The sequence below is a fragment of the Synechococcus sp. WH 5701 genome, assembly GCF_000153045.1.
Taxonomy (GTDB): Bacteria; Cyanobacteriota; Cyanobacteriia; order PCC-6307; family Cyanobiaceae; genus Regnicoccus_A; species Regnicoccus_A antarcticus.
The window spans coordinates 407722-423670 of record NZ_CH724159.1 but is presented as its reverse complement, the minus strand read 5'-3'; the positions used below and the strand labels follow the sequence as shown (position 1 = coordinate 423670).

The following is a 15949-nucleotide window of genomic DNA, read 5'->3' as shown; positions in this document are numbered from 1 at the left end:
AAGCCCTTGCTTCACGCTGAATCAGGTATTCGTTCCCGAACCATCCAGAGGTTTGCCAGGGCAAAAAGCAACTTCAGTATGAGGTCGTTCTTGCGTATCCATCTGTAGAAGACCTTCCGGAAGCCAAACTGACATTTGATGATTCGAAAGGGATGCTCAACTTTGGCGCGGAAGTGGGCCTTCGCCGTCTCAATCAGATCCAGAAGCCTGCCCTCTGATGTCTCTGGAAGCACTCTGCTCTGGCCGGGCTTCATGGCAATCCTGAACTCAGCTTCGCAGTCCTGGAAATCGACACGTTTCTCGACGCCGATGTGGCCGGCATCCCCGTAGATGAGGTGTTGATCCCCTTTTGGCGTAGATCTGCTCGTTGTCCGTGAAGCCAAGCTGGAGGGGTTCGGCCATCCGTTCCAGTCTCAGTCTTGGATCTTGAGTGAGTTTAGCGAGTTTTTCAGGGGTTCCTTAAGTAGGGCTTCCTGAAGATCTCCAGACCGCTTGCAGTGCAGTGGATCTGGGCACTTCTATGGCGGTATAATGTGCGCAAATCGGCTGGATTGAGCCGAAAAGCTGCACCAAGTTTTCCACATGTACCGCCGCAAGGAAGGCAATCAGCTCTCCTTTGATGATTTCTTCCTCCCATTCGGCGGGAAGCTCTCGGGGGATAACCGCTGGGTGAAGTTGGCGGATCTGATCCCTTGGGATGAGCTGGAGCATCACTACGCCTCGCAGTTTTCAAAGGGGTTCGGAGCGCCTGCCAAGCCTTTTCGCATGGCCCTTGGTGCCTTGATCATCAAGGAGCGCTTGCAGGTCACCGACGAAGAGCTCGTTGAGCAGATCAAGGAAAATCCCTATCTTCAGTTCTTTCTTGGCTTGGAAGGCTTCCAGTTCGAGGCACCGTTTGATCCCTCGATGATGGTGTATTTCCGTCGTCGGCTGCCAGAGAAGACCATCAATGACTGCAACGAGCGGATCGTCCGGCATGGCAAACAACAAATTGCGCAGAATAAACAAGGCGACAATGATGATCCTGATGATGGTGACGGATCAGTGCCTGCCGCTCTTGAACGCCCCAGCCAAGATGCGAAGGCGCCCAAGAGGCATCAAGGAATCCTTCTGATTGACGCCACATGCGTGCCCAGCGATATTCGCTATCCCACTGATCTCTCTCTTCTCAATGAAGCCCGCGAAACGACAGAGAAGCTGATTGATGAGATGCACAAGCAAGTGCGTGATGTGTTTGGCCACAAACCAAGAACCAACCAGCGTCAGGCCCGTCGTCAATTCCTGGCGGTGGCCAAGAAGAAGCGTCCGCGCCTCAGCAAGATTCGCAAGGCCATTGGTCAGCAGCTCCGGCATCTGGCTCGGAACCTGTCCAGTATCGATGCTCTGATCGCCTGCGGTGCAAGAGTTTTGGCGGCTGGTCGCCATTGGTATCGCAAGCTGTTGGTGATCAGTGAGCTGGTGAGGCAGCAAAAGATCCTGTATCACTCAGACACCAGAAGTATTCAGGATCGAATCGTCAGCTTGACACAACCTCACATCAGGCCAATCGTTCGTGGCAAGACCAGAAATAATGTTGAATTCGGTGCCAAGATCTCGATCTCGGTCAGTGGCGATGGGTTTGCATTCCTGGATCGTCTCAGCTGGGATCCCTACAACGAAGGAGAAGACCTAAAATCCCAGGTACGCACTTTTCACCGTCGCCATGGCTTTTATCCAAAGGTTGTCTGTGCTGATCAGATCTATCGCACACGATCCAATCGCGCCTTATGCATGAGGCATGGAATTCGCTTGAGCGGGCCGCGTCTTGGCAGGCCAAAAAATGATCCTGATCTCGTCGCTGCAGAGAAGAAGATCGCTCTCGATGATCAGAGGCAACGCAACGGTGTAGAGGGGAAGTTCGGCCAAGGGAAACGCCGTTTCGGGCTTGGGCTCGTTCGTGAGAAGCTGGCCGAGACCTCAGGTTGCACCATCGCCATGAATCTGTTGGTCATGAACCTCGAGAAGCTCCTGGAGCTTCTTTTTGTATTGATTGCCATATTCCAAGGCTTGCTAATGGTATGTATCGCCTCTAAGAGGCGCCCCACGCTGCTCATTTCATCGGGACTGAGTTTGGCTACATGCTGAGATGATCACGGCACAGGCATCTCTGGATATGAGGCTGGCCCGAGCAATAGCTTTTTCAGGAGGCCCTAAGTATCAATTAGAGTATCGTTCGTCCTGAGGCGAGTCAAGTGTTTCCTGGTCTCTAGGAGTCAGATGCGGATTGCCAAGAAGCTGCTTCTTCCACTGGCTCACCTGGATCATATGCACCGCATGATCAGCGGCGATCTCCTGGAGCGGCTTGCGACCACTGATCGCCTCCATGGCGACCCCGGCCTTGAACTCGGGGCTGTGTGCGCGGTGCTTGCTCATCGGTGGGAGCCCCTTTCAGGGGCGGTGCCCCGCCTCAGAGGTTAACGATGGGAACTGTCCAGAAAAACCAGACCACCTCACTTAGCTACAGATAAGCTCATTTGGTACCTTTATCTGTAGCCTAGGCACGATCAGGAAAGCCACTATCCATTCCAAAAAGATATTCGTCTTAGGTATTTACCAAAATACACCAATCCCAACATAATTGGCACTTCCCAGAATAGTCCCATGGTTGTACCGAGGGCAGCTTGAGATCCTAAGCCAAATAGAGGGCACCTCGAAATATTGCCACTACCCAGGCTGCCTTGAGAAGCAAAATGCTCATCCTCTGCACGTGCAGATCCGCCTGATGACTGACATTCATGACTTAAATGCGGGATAATTATCCCGTTGCCGAATGATCAGACAGCCAGCATTGCCTTTGAGTTGCAATGCAGGTATCGAAGAAAGTTGTAAGTCAGATTACGCAGTCCCCACCAAGCTTTCGTTCTGGCCAGTCCAATCCGCCTTGTCAGCTTGCCGCGCATGCAGGTTGTGATTGCACCAAAGACATGCTCAACCCTGGCCCGTACAGTTGATCGGACCTTGTTCCGTTCCTTGGCCTCCTCGCTCAAGGGATGGCAGCGTGAGCCCTTTTCATGAATTCGGCTCTCAAAACCACCCAGGTCCAGGAGATCCTCAAACTGAGCACCTGCATAGCCAGAATCAGCCCAGACAAAGTCATCCCTATTTTCAGGGTCTAGCACCTGCGTAAGCATCTGGCTGTCGTGAATATTAGCTGGGGTAATGGCAAATCTGCGAATGAAGCCGTGAGTGGCATCAATGCAGATGCTGTTCTTGTAGCCGTAGTGGTTGACGCCATTCTTCTTGACCCAGCGAGCGTCAGTGTCCTTCTGGCGCAAGCGGTTTGGCTTGTCCAACCACTTCTCTGGAATGGCTCCATCCTTGATGGTCTTGTTCTCCTCCCTTGAGTTTCGCTGTTTGGGAACTGGGACAAGTGTTGCATCGATGATCTGCCCACCACGGGCCTCCAGCCCATGGGTCCGCAGGTGCTCCTCAAAACGTTCAAAAAGCTCATCGACAACACCCGCCTTGCGGAGCCGCTCGCGGAAGAAGGCAATAGTGGTGGCATCGGGAATGGTGTTCATCACTCCCAGTCCGACAAACTCCTCGAATGAGCGTCTGTCGTTGACCTGAAATTCCAGCTCCTCATCACTGAGGTTGAACAGCTGCTGCAGCACCAGCATCTTGAAGAGGATGATCGGATCAATCCGCTTACGGCCAGCATTGCTCTTGCGTTCATGGCTGTAACCCTGCTCCAGCAGTGGCCTGAAGGCATCCCAGGGAATCGTCTCGGACAGGGTCGCTAACGTGGGCTTCTTCTGCTGAAGCCTGTGGATGCGCTTCTCCTCATCCCAGAATCCACGCTGTCCCATTCAGCTGTGTTGAACTGAACCAATTCTATTGCATATTTCATAGGCTGTCAGGGAGCGACGTAGATTTTTCGAGGTGCCCTAGAGCTATAGCAGTGGCTATAGCAATTTCAAAATGACTCGAAGAGCCTATTATTACAGTTACAATTGCTTCTTTATATTTCAATTTGAATAACTTTGTTAAAAGTATGTTCAATGCTACTATAATCACAAACCCAATCAAAAGTGGTACTGAAACTAGAAGCATGTCTTGAGGGTTTTGCATCAACACTTCTCCATTTAAAGTGAATAGGAGTATCAAGGTAAATAGTAATGCAATTATAGCAATCTTGCCCAAAAGAGGTCTGTAAACAGTTTCGAACCAGACTCTCCCTTTACGCTTGATTAGAAGTTTACGCGAGACAAGGCTCGTCAGCATGGGGATGCCAATGAATACCAAAACAGAAATGAATAACTCGAATTTATCAATGTCTATCCCTTGAACGCCTGTTAGCAGGATGACAACTGGGGCATATAAGAACATTATTGTAAAAGTGTTTATACTTGTTGTAATCACATTTTGTTCTTGATTGCCCTTTGCTAAGCTTCCCCAAACAATAACCATCTTGATTAGGTAGCAAGCTCCGTCAGCCGGCTTTGTCGCATAAGCTGGTACGTGTGTACCAGGGGTGATTGGCATGGCTATGAATCGGATTCAGTTCCAGGCCAGCCTGTCGCTGCCCAAGTTCATCGAGCTCTACGGCACCGAGGAGAATTGCGAGGCCGCCCTGGAGCAGGCGCGCTGGCCCGACAGCTTCAGATGCCCCCGTTGTGAGGGCAAGGAGTATGGGCTCATCGGTGGCCGTCGCCACAAGCGCTATCAGTGCCGGAGCTGCCGCCATCAGGCCACCCTCACGGCCGGCACCATCATGGAGGCGACCAAGTTACCGCTGACCACCTGGTTCCTGGCTTTCTATCTGGTGGGCCAGGCCAAGACTGGCATTTCTTCCCTCGCCCTGATGCGCCATCTCGGGGTGAACTACCGAACAGCGTGGCTGGTTCACAACAAGATCATGCAGGCGATGAGCGAGCGGGAGGAGGCCTATGTCCTGCGGGGAAAGGTGCAGGTGGATGATGCCTACCTTGGCGGAGAACGCTGTGGTGGCAAGGCAGGACGGGGATCGGAGAACAAGGTGCCGATTGTGGCGGCCGTCTCTCTCGATGATGCGGGCCACCCCCGGCACGTGAAGCTTGCCACCGTGGCCACGTTCTCCTTTGCCGCCATCGCTGACTGGGCTCAAGATGCACTGGCGATTGGATGTGAGGTGATCTCTGACGGACTTGCCTGCTTCCGTGCCGTAGCAGAAGTCGGTTGCTTTCATCAAGCTGTGGTCGTGAAGGGGCGCCATCCCAACGAACTGCCTGAATTCCGCTGGATCAACACGGTACTCAGTAACTTGAAAACCAGCTTCAGCGGAACGTTCCATGCTCTGCGATTCGATAAATAGGGCTTCCTGAAGATCTCCAGACCGCTTGCAGTGCAGTGGATCTGGGCACTTCTATGGCGGTATAATGTGCGCAAATCGGCTGGATTGAGCCGAAAAGCTGCACCAAGTTTTCCACATGTACCGCCGCAAGGAAGGCAATCAGCTCTCCTTTGATGATTTCTTCCTCCCATTCGGCGGGAAGCTCTCGGGGGATAACCGCTGGGTGAAGTTGGCGGATCTGATCCCTTGGGATGAGCTGGAGCATCACTACGCCTCGCAGTTTTCAAAGGGGTTCGGAGCGCCTGCCAAGCCTTTTCGCATGGCCCTTGGTGCCTTGATCATCAAGGAGCGCTTGCAGGTCACCGACGAAGAGCTCGTTGAGCAGATCAAGGAAAATCCCTATCTTCAGTTCTTTCTTGGCTTGGAAGGCTTCCAGTTCGAGGCACCGTTTGATCCCTCGATGATGGTGTATTTCCGTCGTCGGCTGCCAGAGAAGACCATCAATGACTGCAACGAGCGGATCGTCCGGCATGGCAAACAACAAATTGCACAGAATAAACAAGGCGACAATGATGATCCTGATGATGGTGACGGATCAGTGCCTGCCGCTCTTGAACGCCCCAGCCAAGATGCGAAGGCGCCCAAGAGGCATCAAGGAATCCTTCTGATTGACGCCACATGCGTGCCCAGCGATATTCGCTATCCCACTGATCTCTCTCTTCTCAATGAAGCCCGCGAAACGACAGAGAAGCTGATTGATGAGATGCACAAGCAAGTGCGTGATGTGTTTGGCCACAAACCAAGAACCAACCGGCGTCAGGCCCGTCGTCAATTCCTGGCGGTGGCCAAGAAGAAGCGTCCGCGCCTCAGCAAGATTCGCAAGGCCATTGGTCAGCAGCTCCGGCATCTGGCTCGAAACCTGTCCAGTATCGATGCTCTGATCGCCTGCGGTGCAAGAGTTTTGGCGGCTGGTCGCCATTGGTATCGCAAGCTGTTGGTGATCAGTGAGCTGGTGAGGCAGCAAAAGATCCTGTATCACTCAGACACCAGAAGTATTCAGGATCGAATCGTCAGTTTGACACAACCCCACATCAGGCCAATCGTTCGTGGCAAGACTAGAAATAATGTTGAATTTGGTGCCAAGATCTCGATCTCGGTCAGTGGCGATGGATTTGCATTCCTGGATCGTCTCAGCTGGGATCCCTACAACGAAGGAGAAGACCTAAAATCCCAGGTACGCACTTTTCACCGTCGCCATGGCTTTTATCCAAAGGTTGTCTGTGCTGATCAGATCTATCGCACACGATCCAACCGCGCCTTTTGCATGAGGCATGGAATTCGCTTGAGCGGGCCGCGTCTTGGCAGGCCAAAAAATGATCCTGATCTCGTCGCTGCAGAGAAGAAGATCGCTCTAGATGATCAGAGGCGGCGCAACGGTGTAGAGGGGAAGTTCGGCCAAGGGAAGCGCCGTTTCGGGCTTGGGCTCGTTCGTGAGAAGCTGGCCGAGACCTCAGGTTGCACCATCGCCATAAATCTGTTGGTCATGAACCTCGAGAAGCTCCTGGAGCTTCTTGTTGTATTGATTGCCATACTCCAAGGCTTGCTAATGGCATGTATCGCCTCTGAGAGGCGTCCCACGCTGCTCATTTCATCGGGACTGAGTTTGGCTACATGCTGAGATGATCACGGCGCAGGCATCTCTGGATCAGAGGCTGGCCCGAGCAATAGCTTTTTCAGGAGGCCCTAAATACGCAGACCGCTACCTGGGCGCCTTCAATTACCGTTTCAACCGGCGCTTCAACTTGGGAGAGATGACCGAGCGGGTGGTTCATGCCATCTGCAGCTGCACCGCACGGCCGGAGCACCTCCTGAGGAGCGCGGAGTTTGCTACCTAATCAAGATAACCATTGCCGTACAAGGGCTGGAACCTAGCAATATAAGTGCCACAATCAGCTGATCGTGTCCTTCTAGAAAATAATAGGCTAGAACTGCTGTTACCAATGGAGCGATCAACCAATTAGACAATAAGGTAAGTACTATTGGTTTGGGAGCCTTAAGAAGCTTTTTTACCTCACTGACTTGGAAATTAAGCAATGCTGGATACATCATTAAAAACAGACAGACTCCTATGGGTATTGAAACATTCCCTATTTTCCATTTATTCATTATTGAGCTAAGGCCGGGAAAATATTGAGCAAGAAATATTCCAATCAACATACACAGCAAGACCCATAACCAGAGGTACTTTTCAAATTTTCCTAAACCTTTTTCCATATTTCACTCGTGCTTTAAAGGTATACCCTAAGAGCGTAGCATGGATAAGAAATCATGTCTTACGAAAGTAAGAAACGGTTTTTGGCTTGTTCGGTATTGTGATTAGCCGTTGCGTCTGCCCCCTCCTGAAAATGCCAGAGAGATTCTAGAAAACCGAGGGCAACTACGCGAGAACTGGAATCCCAATCCGGAGGCGAGTGATAAAGTCATCTCGCTTCGACGAAAAGCCGATATCCGCATCAAAGACCAGTGGCCTGACCATCTGAATTGGATGGTTGATGTTGTGATTCGCATTCGGAAAGTTTTTGGGCCACGAATTAAGGCCCTTCAATTGGATGGGTTTAGTAGCGGCAGCGAAGCAGTAGAGCCCGAGTAGGGTGCGCAAGTGGTGAGTCAACTTGACCGGGAAGTCAGCTTATGCGTTGGCTGGATTCTTTCACCCGTATGGTATTGCCACCACGGACCGAGTCCACAGTGGCCTTGGTCGATCCGGCAGTGACAGTCGTTATACCCATCGGACTGGTCCGAAACCACAGTCCAACCAGCAAAAGGAAGAGTCAGGGGGGATTGCACTGAAGCAGGGAGCGCACCACCACCAGACATCTGCGCCGGAACGGGACTGGCGGCGTTCCTTCCCATCATCAGCCCCGCGGCAAGGGCGATGCGAATCCATGGGGCTCCGTTCTCGCCTACAGAGCGGCGCTTCCTCCAGCTGGTGGCGCTGCCCTTGCTGGAGCAGCTCCTCGATCGCCTCCAGCTGATCCGGGTCAGTCAGGAGCAGGAGCAGTGGGATCGTTTTCGGCAGCGGCCGGGCGGGGCTTCCAGCCCTTGCGTCACTTGACCAAGCAGATGGGCGAACCGTCCACGAAGCGGCAGGCATTCCTGCGCAGCAAACCAGTCATCACCGTTGCGAACCCATTGATCCAGGCATGAAGTCTCCGGCACCTTCCAGGCGATGGCTGCTCGTGCTCTGCTCCCTGGCCATCCTGCTGGTCTGTCCTCAGCCGGCAGTTGCTCAGCGGTGCTCCAATTTCCGCACCTGTGAGGAGGCGATGCGATCCCTGAAGTCGGGGAACACGCGCATCGATGGTGATGGCGACGGCATCCCCTGCGAAGCCCTCTGTAAGGGGGGCAAAGGTGGATCACCTCCGCCCAGAGGCCCATCCAGTCCTCGGCCCAAGGCAACACTGATCAGTGGCAGGGCCGGGCTGATCTCAGTCGGTGACAGCGACACCATCCGGGTCAGGGCCAGCAGCGGTGAGTCCGTCACCGTCCGTCTGGACTGTATTGACGCTCCGGAGACGGCCCAGGGCGCCAGCGACGCAGCCGCCACCCAGACCCTGCGCCAGCTGGTTGGGAGCGGTCCCCTCGAGATCAGGCCCCAGACGATCGATCGCTACGGCCGAACCGTGGCTGAGGTGTATGCAAACGGGCGCAACCTCAATGTTGAGATGGTCAGGCTTGAGTGGCTCGCGCCATGGGAAACCCTTGTGAGTGCAACGAAACATTACGAATGTCGCCGACTAGTTGACGTAAGAAGCGATACCCAGCCCTGATCTGGGCACAAACTCTGGCCTCGTGCAGGTGGGCGGTCTGCCTGTCAGAGGTCACCTCCGCTCCGGCTTTCGATGCGTTCCTCCACCGCTTCCCACACCACCCGGTAGGCCAGGCTCTGGGCGTCGCTGATGGCCTCCGCAGCAGGGTGCATCCAGGCCACCTGGCAGGCCAACGCCTCGAAATCCTCCGGGACCACCGTCAGACCCAGAAGCTCCAGCGCCGTCGCCACATCTGGTGGATCGGGAACCATCGACCATCTCCTCATAGGTCCGCTCAGCAAGTCCGCCGCTGCTGATCCTTGCGGCGATGGTCGTTCCTCAGGCCGCCACTGGGACATCAGCCTCGCAGCCGCTCTCCAGTTCTTCCCACACCCGCCGGTAGGCCGCAGTCTGCACGGCGCTCCATGGCTGGGAGGCCGGGTGGCAGCGCGCCACAAGCCGCGCCAGGTCGTGCCGGCTTCTGGGTTTGGTGTTCAGGCCCAGGGCAGCCAGGGCTGCCCGGTGTTCCGTTGACGATCCCATGGCTGTCGTCGATAAGCGTGGGGAAGCGGATGGTCGCAGCCAATACTTCTGGCGCAAGGCGAGCGGCCACAAGCGTCGAGGATCTTGATGGATCACATGGCGGAGCCCCTCCTCATCCCCCGGCCAGGGTGACGCTCACGACCTCACCGCCCTGGACCTCGATCCGCTCGATCGCACGCATCATTTGCCGTCGTACCACCGTCATCGTGTAGAGATCAGGCCCGATAGCTGGCAGCAGATGCGCCAGCTGGCGAGTAGCTGCTTGTCGGCTGGGGCCAGGGCTGGCGCTTGTAGGTGGGCTTGCCGCTCCCTTCTTCGGGCTCGATCCGTGCATACCGCTCTGCCGTGGTGTGCCCCTGCAGTTCTGCAGCAGTCAGCTCCAGCCATCCGGGAGCAGCCCGCTGCCGCAGGAAACTGGAGTCCTGATCTCTTCCCTCAGTGCTGACCCTCAAGTAGGCAACGAGTCGCCCGTGTGGTTCAGAGCGTGATGGGGCCGCCGGGACTGCGTAGGACGCAATGGGGCTGGCTCCAGTCGTAGTGCTCCCAGACGGAAGCCGGGAGCTTGAAGTCAGAACCGGGGAAGGCGCTCAGTCGAACGCCGGTGGGTCGAGCCGAGCAATAGGGCCGACTGCCTGGCCGTTCCAGGTACTGCTGGTGGTGGGTCTCGGCGAAAAAGAAGGGCTTGCCGGCGAGCAACTCGGTGGTGATCGCCGGGAAGCCGGCTGCGCTCAACTGCTGCTGGTAATGATCGCGGCTGGCGCGGGCCAGTTCGGCCTGGGCCTCGGTGCTGGCCACGATCGCCGAGCGGTACTGGCTGCCGCGATCGTTCCCCTGGGCCATGCCCTGGGTGGGGTCATGGCACTCCCAGAACAACTTGAGCAGATCGGCGAAGCCCACCTGATCGGTGTCCCACACCACCCGCACCGCTTCGGTGTGGCCGGTGCGTCCGGAGCAGACCTCCTCGTAGGTGGGGTTGGGGGTGTGGCCGCCGCAGTAGCCCACGGCCGTGGTGATCACACCCGGCAGGCGCCAGAACCCTTTCTCGGCCCCCCAGAAACAGCCGCAGCCGAAGAAAGCCTCCTCCTGGCCAGGCTGGAGAGGCGCCTGGAGGGGCGTGCCGAGGACCACATGGGTGCTGGCCGTGGCGATCGGGGTGTCACGCCCTGGCAGGGCCTCCTCGGCGGACACGATCCTGCCCTTGGCCGCGCCGGGGGCCTGGTTGAAAAGTCCGAACACCGCTGCTCTGCTTAAGACTTGAGCCTAGGCAACGCGATCCGGGGCCGGAGAGGGTTCCAGGGCGATGTGGTTCAGCAGGGTGGTGGTGAAGGCGAACAGCAGGAAGGGCAGCGAGAGCACCAGGATCACGCCCACCCCCACCAGGGCGAAGATCGGCTTGCTGGAGCCCATCAGAGCCAGCCCCGCCGCCAGGCTCACGAAGATCACCACCATCCACACCAGCACCTGGCCGTAGATGTCGCCGAAGGTGAGGGTGCAGCGCAGGTTGTAGCCCTTGGGGTTCTCCATCGTCCTCGCGTGATCTGCCTCAGCTAAGCCCCTCCCCGCGGGCTTGTCTGTGCTGTTCAACAACTCGTGCGAATCAGGCCACCTGCTGCAGCCGTTCCTCCGCCCGCTCCCGCTCCCACAGGCGCCGGTAGGTGCCCGGGATGGCCACCAGCTCCTGGTGATGGCCCTGCTGCACCAGACGGCCGTCCTCCATCACCAGCACCCGGTCGCAGGCGGCGGCGGCAGAAAGCTGGTGGCTGATCATCAGGATCGTGCGCCCCTTCTCGGCGCGGATCGAATCGAGGATTTCCGCGGCCGTGTTGTTGTCCACGCTGGCCAGGGCGTCATCAAGCACCAGCAGGGGAGCTGACACCAGCAGCGCCCGCCCGAGCGCCGCCCGCTGGCGCTGGCCGCCGCTGAGGGTGATGCCCCGCTCCCCCACCAGGGTCTGATAGCCATCAGGAAAACCGCGGATGTCGCCAGCGAGGCGGGCCTGCTCGGCCGCCGCCTCCACCCGGGCGTCGTCGGCCTCCGGGTCGCCGTAACGCAGGTTGTCGGCCAGGGTGGCTGTGAACAGATAGCCCTCCTGGGGCACCAGGGCCACCTGACGGCGCAGATCATCGAGGGAGAGCGCCGTGACATCGACCCCATCGAGGAACAGCTGCCCCTCGGGCACCTCCACCATCCGCCCCAGCGCCCGGGCCAGGGTGGTCTTGCCGCAACCCACGGGGCCCACCAGCGCCACCAGTTCCCCTGGCCGCAGCTGGAAGCTCACGTCCTGGAGGGCCTCACGCTGGGCGCCGTCGTAGCGCACGCTGAGCCCACGGGCCTCCACAGCCCCGCGCGCGACCCTGGCCGGGGCCTTGGGCACGGGCGGTGACACCACCCGCGGCTCCCGCGCCAGCAGCTCCTCCACACGCTCCAGGCTCACCTGGCCGGTCTGGAAGGTGTTGAGGGTGAAGCCCAGCAGGGCGGTGGGGAACACCAGCCGCTCCACGAACAGGATCAGGGCCACCAGATTGCCGATGCTCAGCCGGCCGCTCTCGAGCTGGCCGCTGCCCAGCGCCAGCAACAGCAACAGGCTGATCGAGGAAATGCCCTCCAGCAGTGGGAAGAGCGTGCTGCGGGTTCGCGCCAGGGAGAGCGCCGCGTCGCGGTAGCGGCCATTGCGCCGGGAGAAGGCCCCCTGCTCGTGATCCTCCTGCCCATAGATCTTGATGGCGCTGATGCCGGAGAGGTCTTCCTGGATCAGGTCGCTGAGGCTGCCGAGCGCCTCCTGCTGGCGCCGCTGCTGACGCATCATCCGCCCGCCGAACAGGCGCACCACCACCAGCATCACCGGGTAGAGCCCCACCGCCGCCAGGCTGAGGCCGGGGTCGATCGCCAGCATCGCCGGCAAGGTGAGGGCATAGGCCAGAGCGGTGTTGGAGAGGCTGAGCACGGCGAAGCCCAGCAGCCGGCGCACGTTCTCCACATCACTGGTGGCGCGGCTGATCACTTCACCGCTGCCGGTGGCCTGCACCCAGCCCGGCTCCTGGCGGAGCATGTGATCGAACAGGCGCTGGCGCAGGTTGGCCTCCACCTGCCGGCCGACGCCGAACACAAGCATGCGCGAGAGCTGGCGGGCGCCCGCCATCACCGTGGCGAGCAGCACGATCACCCCCGCGTGACGCAGCAGCGTCGATGAGGAAAAACCGTCCTGGAGGTCGTCGATGACGCCTCTCACCAGCAGCGGAATACTGACGCTCAGCAGGTTCACCACCACCAGGGCGGTGACACCGAGGTACACCTCGCGCCGGTGGGGGCGGAGGTAGCGCCAGATCAGGCCCAGACGGATGGCGGCCATGATGCGGAGCAGATGGACCCAACCTAAGGATTCGCCCCATGGCCCCGTCCGACGGCTCCGCCGCCCACTCCCAGGCCCATCCCCTCTATGCCACCGACCGGGAGCTGGTGGACGGCCTGCTGGCGGCCCAGCAGCCAAGCGACGGCCAGCTGGCGGAACTGGCCCGGCTGCTCAACCGCTACGACGGCTTCCCCGGCGCTGAGGATCTGCAGGACGACCTGAGCAAGACCCTGCGCCTGTGGGGCCTGAGCCTGGAGGACCTGCAGCGCCGCACCCGCGCCATCTGGGCGCAGGGCTACCGGCCTGGGGCTGTGGTGGGCGCCGAGGCGGTGGGCAGCGGCTTCGACACCTCCTCGACGGAGGGATAACGACGGAGGGGGTAACGAACGGTGAGCAAGGGCCCGCTCAGCGGCGGCAGCAACCGCAGCGGAGCGCCGTTGGCAGAGATAGTGGAAACTTCCCCATCACCCGGCCCGGCGTGCCTCGCACCCGGGTTTTTTTTCTGACCGGGCCTCCTCCCACGTTCGTCTCGCACCGATGGCTGCTCCCTCTCCCTGGCCGACTCTGCTGGAGCAGCTGCTGCAGGGCCAGCCGCTCTCGGAACCCCAGGCCACGGCCTTGATGCAGGGCTGGCTGGCGGGGAGCCTGGAGCCCGAACTCACCGGAGCCCTGCTGGCGGCCCTGCGCAGCAAGGGGGTGAGCGGCGAGGAACTGGCGGCGATGGCGCGGGTGCTGCGCGAGGCCTCCTGCCTGCCCGGCGAGCGCCCGCCCCTGAAGCTGGTCGACACCTGCGGCACCGGCGGCGACGGGGCCGACACCTTCAACATCTCCACCGCCGTGGCCTTCGTGGCCGCCGCCTGCGGCGCCACGGTGGCCAAGCACGGCAACCGCAGTGCCAGCGGCAAGGTGGGTTCCGCTGATGTGCTCGAGGCGATCGGCCTTAACCTCAGGGCCGATCCCCAGACCGTGGTGGCCGCCTTACCCAGCAGCGGGGTCACCTTCCTGTTCGCCCCGGGCTGGCATCCGGCCCTGGTGGAGCTCGCCCCGGTGCGCCGGCGCCTGGGGGTGCGCACCGTCTTCAACCTGCTCGGACCGCTGGTGAATCCCCTGCAGCCGGAAGCGCAGGTGCTGGGGGTGGCCAAAGCGGATCTGCTGGAGCCGATGGCCGATGCCCTCGCCCGCCTGGGACTGGAGCGGGCGGTGGTGGTGCACGGCCATGGCGGCCTGGATGAGGCCTCCCTGGCGGGAGTCAATCAGCTGCGCCTGGTGGAGGGGGGAACGGTGCGGGCCATGGAGGTCGACCCCCAGGAGCTGGGCCTGGGGCTGGCCCCCCTCTCCGCGCTGGCGGGCGGGGATCTTGAGACCAACCGCCGCATCCTCGAAGCCGTGCTGCGCGGGCAGGCCACCAGCCCCCAGCGCGAGGTGGTGGCCCTGAATACGGCCCTGGTGCTCTGGGCCGCCGGACTGGCCGATTCGGTGGCGGCCGGGCTGGAGCAGGCCCTCGTGGCCCTCAGCGGTGAGGCCCCCTGGCAGCGACTGGAGCAGCTCAGGGCCGCCCTGCAGGCGCCGCCGTCAGCCAGCTGAGCGCCGCCTGGGGGATGATCGATTCACCCGACATCCCCCCCTTGAGCGCTGCAGCCCCGGCTTCGGCCAGCACCACCGAGCCCGCCAGCGGCAGCCCGGCCGCCAACGAGGCCGTGCTGGTGCTGGCGGATGGCACCCTGCTGCGGGGCACGGCCTTCGGGGCGCGGGGCACCGCCATCGGTGAAGTGGTTTTCAACACCGGCATGACGGGGTATCAGGAGGTGATGACCGATCCCAGCTACTCCGGTCAGCTGGTGACCTTCACCTATCCGGAACTGGGCAACACCGGTGTCAACCCGGAGGATCAGGAGGCCGAGGCCCCCCATGTGCGCGGCGTGATCGCCCGCCAGCTGGCGCCCGCCCCCAGCAGCTGGCGCAGCCGGGGCGACCTGCCGAGCTGGCTGGCCTCCCATGGGGTGGTGGGCATCGCCGGAGTGGACACCCGCGCCCTGGTGCGCCACCTGCGCGAGCGGGGGGCCATGAACGGCGTGATCAGCAGTGATGGCACCGCCCCCCGCGAGCTGCTGGAGCTGGTGCGCCGCAGCCCCTCGATGGAGGGGCTGAACCTGGCCGCGAGGGTGACCGCCCCCAGCGCTTATCTCTGGCAGCAACTGTGCGCCACCGGCTTCGATCAGCGCCTGCAACCGTCGCCGGAGCGGCCCTATCGGGTGGTGGCGATCGATTTCGGCATCAAGCGGGCCATCCTCGAGCGGCTCACGGCCCATGGCTGCACGGTCACGGTGCTTCCCGCCAGCAGCACCATCGCCGAGGTGCTGGCGCTGGAGCCGGAGGGGGTGTTCCTCTCCAACGGCCCGGGCGATCCGGCGGCGGTGGCGGAAGGCATCGCCCTGGCCAGGGATCTGCTCGGTCAGGCCGATCTGCCGGTGTTCGGCATCTGCCTGGGCCACCAGATCCTGGGCCTGGCCCTGGGCGGCAGCACCTTCAAACTCGGCTACGGCCACCGCGGGCTGAACCATCCCTGCGGCGGCGAGGGCCTGGTGGAGATCACCAGCCAGAACCATGGCTTCGCGATCGAGGCCAGCTCACTGCCCGAGGACCTGGTGGAGGTCACCCACTACAACCTCAACGACCGCACCGTGGCGGCCCTGCGCCATCGCCTTCAGCCGGTGTTCGGCGTGCAGTACCACCCAGAGGCCAGCCCCGGGCCCCACGACGCGGATCACCACTTCGGCCGTTTCGTGCGACTGATGGCCGAGCGACGCCCCTGAGGCAGCACCGGCGGCCACGCTTTCATGCCAGACCTTCAACCGGCGCTGAACCTGCTCCCATCCCTGCTTACACTTCAGCCTCTTGTTTTCTCGCGAGGGCTGGAACGATTCCTGAACTGCACCG

The 15949-nt window shown here is 60.1% G+C and carries 18 protein-coding genes and 2 pseudogenes; 10 read left to right on the top strand and 10 right to left on the bottom strand.

All coding sequences use genetic code 11. The features are described from left to right. Positions 1–11: 11 nt before the first annotated feature. Entirely contained in the window at positions 12–383 is a 372-nt protein-coding gene (locus WH5701_RS03065; protein WP_006170458.1) for a transposase, read from the bottom strand. Between the two features lie 199 nt (positions 384–582). Here WH5701_RS03065 and WH5701_RS03060 point away from each other — a divergent pair, with 199 nt between their 5' ends. Further along, positions 583–2124, top strand: a complete 1542-nt coding sequence (locus tag WH5701_RS03060) for an IS5-like element ISSysp4 family transposase (RefSeq protein ID WP_006170457.1) — start codon at positions 583–585, stop codon at positions 2122–2124. Positions 2125–2196: 72 nt separating this feature from the next. On the opposite strand, the gene WH5701_RS03055 is transcribed toward WH5701_RS03060, so the two are convergent. From WH5701_RS03055 to WH5701_RS16575, 3 genes are all read right to left on the bottom strand, one after another. After that, the gene (locus WH5701_RS03055) at positions 2197–2412 is read right to left on the bottom strand and encodes a transposase (protein ID WP_006170456.1); all 216 of its coding nucleotides are present in this window, start codon (positions 2410–2412) and stop codon (positions 2197–2199) included. A gap of 401 nt (positions 2413–2813) precedes the next feature. Next, positions 2814–3848: an IS5 family transposase gene (locus WH5701_RS03050; RefSeq protein ID WP_006170455.1), complete on the bottom strand. Its 1035-nt coding sequence runs from the start codon at positions 3846–3848 to the stop codon at positions 2814–2816. 37 nt (positions 3849–3885) lie between these two features. Beyond that, a complete protein-coding gene (locus WH5701_RS16575) occupies positions 3886–4524 on the bottom strand; it encodes an arsenic resistance protein (RefSeq protein ID WP_083781804.1) in 639 nt (212 codons plus the stop codon). Between WH5701_RS16575 and WH5701_RS03045 the strand changes: the two are divergent. The 3 genes and pseudogenes from WH5701_RS03045 to WH5701_RS03035 form a co-directional block, all read left to right on the top strand. After that, positions 4523–5329, top strand: a pseudogene (locus WH5701_RS03045) (IS1595-like element ISSysp1 family transposase); the annotation flags it as partial. The gene WH5701_RS16575 and the pseudogene WH5701_RS03045 overlap by 2 nt on opposite strands. A 118-nt stretch (positions 5330–5447) precedes the next feature. After that, a complete protein-coding gene (locus WH5701_RS03040) occupies positions 5448–6989 on the top strand; it encodes an IS5-like element ISSysp4 family transposase (protein ID WP_006170113.1) in 1542 nt (513 codons plus the stop codon). Between the two features lie 67 nt (positions 6990–7056). Continuing rightward, a pseudogene (locus tag WH5701_RS03035) lies at positions 7057–7206 on the top strand (IS1595 family transposase); the annotation flags it as partial. On the opposite strand, the gene WH5701_RS18760 reads toward WH5701_RS03035, so the two are convergent. Beyond that, positions 7199–7477 carry an arsenic resistance protein gene (locus WH5701_RS18760; protein ID WP_367279712.1) on the bottom strand — a complete coding sequence of 93 codons (279 nt, stop codon included), beginning with the start codon at positions 7475–7477 and terminating at the stop codon, positions 7199–7201. The pseudogene WH5701_RS03035 and the gene WH5701_RS18760 overlap by 8 nt on opposite strands. A 217-nt stretch (positions 7478–7694) precedes the next feature. On the opposite strand from WH5701_RS18760, the gene WH5701_RS17420 reads away from it, so the two are divergent. The 3 genes from WH5701_RS17420 to WH5701_RS18755 all read left to right on the top strand — a co-directional run bounded on the left by WH5701_RS17420 (position 7695) and on the right by WH5701_RS18755 (position 9141). Continuing rightward, on the top strand, positions 7695–7961 hold the full coding sequence (locus WH5701_RS17420; RefSeq protein ID WP_156776511.1) for a hypothetical protein: 267 nt from the start codon (positions 7695–7697) through the stop codon (positions 7959–7961). A 285-nt stretch (positions 7962–8246) separates the two neighbouring features. Then, positions 8247–8426 (top strand): hypothetical protein, encoded by a 180-nt coding sequence (locus WH5701_RS03030; protein WP_006170453.1) that lies wholly within the window; start codon positions 8247–8249, stop codon positions 8424–8426. 88 nt (positions 8427–8514) lie between these two features. Continuing rightward, positions 8515–9141, top strand: coding sequence for a thermonuclease family protein (locus tag WH5701_RS18755; RefSeq protein ID WP_083781802.1), 627 nt, complete (start codon positions 8515–8517; stop codon positions 9139–9141). A 44-nt stretch (positions 9142–9185) separates the two neighbouring features. Here WH5701_RS18755 and WH5701_RS03020 read toward each other — a convergent pair whose 3' ends face one another. The 5 genes from WH5701_RS03020 to WH5701_RS03000 form a co-directional block, all read right to left on the bottom strand. Then, entirely contained in the window at positions 9186–9392 is a 207-nt protein-coding gene (locus WH5701_RS03020; protein ID WP_006170451.1) for a hypothetical protein, read from the bottom strand. A 67-nt stretch (positions 9393–9459) separates the two neighbouring features. Next, a complete protein-coding gene (locus WH5701_RS03015) occupies positions 9460–9663 on the bottom strand; it encodes a hypothetical protein (RefSeq protein ID WP_006170450.1) in 204 nt (67 codons plus the stop codon). Between the two features lie 477 nt (positions 9664–10140). Further along, the gene (gene msrA / locus WH5701_RS03010) at positions 10141–10899 is read right to left on the bottom strand and encodes a peptide-methionine (S)-S-oxide reductase MsrA (protein WP_006170447.1); all 759 of its coding nucleotides are present in this window, start codon (positions 10897–10899) and stop codon (positions 10141–10143) included. A gap of 24 nt (positions 10900–10923) precedes the next feature. After that, positions 10924–11187, bottom strand: coding sequence for a hypothetical protein (locus WH5701_RS03005; RefSeq protein ID WP_006170446.1), 264 nt, complete (start codon positions 11185–11187; stop codon positions 10924–10926). Positions 11188–11260: 73 nt separating this feature from the next. Then, positions 11261–13012, bottom strand: a complete 1752-nt coding sequence (locus WH5701_RS03000; RefSeq protein ID WP_006170445.1) for an ABC transporter ATP-binding protein — start codon at positions 13010–13012, stop codon at positions 11261–11263. 38 nt (positions 13013–13050) lie between these two features. Between WH5701_RS03000 and WH5701_RS02995 the strand changes: the two genes are divergently transcribed. From WH5701_RS02995 to carA, 3 genes are all read left to right on the top strand, one after another. Next, complete coding sequence (locus WH5701_RS02995; RefSeq protein WP_006170444.1) at positions 13051–13380, top strand: DUF3288 family protein; 330 nt, start codon at positions 13051–13053, stop codon at positions 13378–13380. A gap of 169 nt (positions 13381–13549) precedes the next feature. After that, on the top strand, positions 13550–14596 hold the full coding sequence (gene trpD / locus WH5701_RS02990) for an anthranilate phosphoribosyltransferase (protein ID WP_006170443.1): 1047 nt from the start codon (positions 13550–13552) through the stop codon (positions 14594–14596). 14 nt (positions 14597–14610) lie between these two features. Continuing rightward, positions 14611–15825 carry a glutamine-hydrolyzing carbamoyl-phosphate synthase small subunit gene (carA, locus tag WH5701_RS02985; RefSeq protein WP_006170441.1) on the top strand — a complete coding sequence of 405 codons (1215 nt, stop codon included), beginning with the start codon at positions 14611–14613 and terminating at the stop codon, positions 15823–15825. Positions 15826–15949 lie beyond the last annotated feature (124 nt).

Bases quoted from the DNA above. Each gene is read 5' to 3' on its own strand.
- WH5701_RS03060 (WP_006170457.1), top strand. From the start codon at position 583: ATGTACCGCCGCAAGGAAGGCAATCAGCTCTCCTTTGATGATTTCTTC.
- WH5701_RS03055 (WP_006170456.1), bottom strand. From the start codon at position 2,412: ATGAGCAAGCACCGCGCACACAGCCCCGAGTTCAAGGCCGGGGTCGCC.
- WH5701_RS03050 (WP_006170455.1), bottom strand. From the start codon at position 3,848: ATGGGACAGCGTGGATTCTGGGATGAGGAGAAGCGCATCCACAGGCTT.
- WH5701_RS16575 (WP_083781804.1), bottom strand. From the start codon at position 4,524: ATGCCAATCACCCCTGGTACACACGTACCAGCTTATGCGACAAAGCCG.
- WH5701_RS03040 (WP_006170113.1), top strand. From the start codon at position 5,448: ATGTACCGCCGCAAGGAAGGCAATCAGCTCTCCTTTGATGATTTCTTC.
- WH5701_RS18760 (WP_367279712.1), bottom strand. From the start codon at position 7,477: ATGAATAAATGGAAAATAGGGAATGTTTCAATACCCATAGGAGTCTGT.
- WH5701_RS03030 (WP_006170453.1), top strand. From the start codon at position 8,247: ATGCGAATCCATGGGGCTCCGTTCTCGCCTACAGAGCGGCGCTTCCTC.
- WH5701_RS18755 (WP_083781802.1), top strand. From the start codon at position 8,515: ATGAAGTCTCCGGCACCTTCCAGGCGATGGCTGCTCGTGCTCTGCTCC.
- WH5701_RS03020 (WP_006170451.1), bottom strand. From the start codon at position 9,392: ATGGTTCCCGATCCACCAGATGTGGCGACGGCGCTGGAGCTTCTGGGT.
- WH5701_RS03015 (WP_006170450.1), bottom strand. From the start codon at position 9,663: ATGGGATCGTCAACGGAACACCGGGCAGCCCTGGCTGCCCTGGGCCTG.
- WH5701_RS03005 (WP_006170446.1), bottom strand. From the start codon at position 11,187: ATGGAGAACCCCAAGGGCTACAACCTGCGCTGCACCCTCACCTTCGGC.
- WH5701_RS03000 (WP_006170445.1), bottom strand. From the start codon at position 13,012: ATGGCCGCCATCCGTCTGGGCCTGATCTGGCGCTACCTCCGCCCCCAC.
- WH5701_RS02995 (WP_006170444.1), top strand. From the start codon at position 13,051: ATGGCCCCGTCCGACGGCTCCGCCGCCCACTCCCAGGCCCATCCCCTC.
- trpD (WP_006170443.1), top strand. From the start codon at position 13,550: ATGGCTGCTCCCTCTCCCTGGCCGACTCTGCTGGAGCAGCTGCTGCAG.
- carA (WP_006170441.1), top strand. From the start codon at position 14,611: ATGATCGATTCACCCGACATCCCCCCCTTGAGCGCTGCAGCCCCGGCT.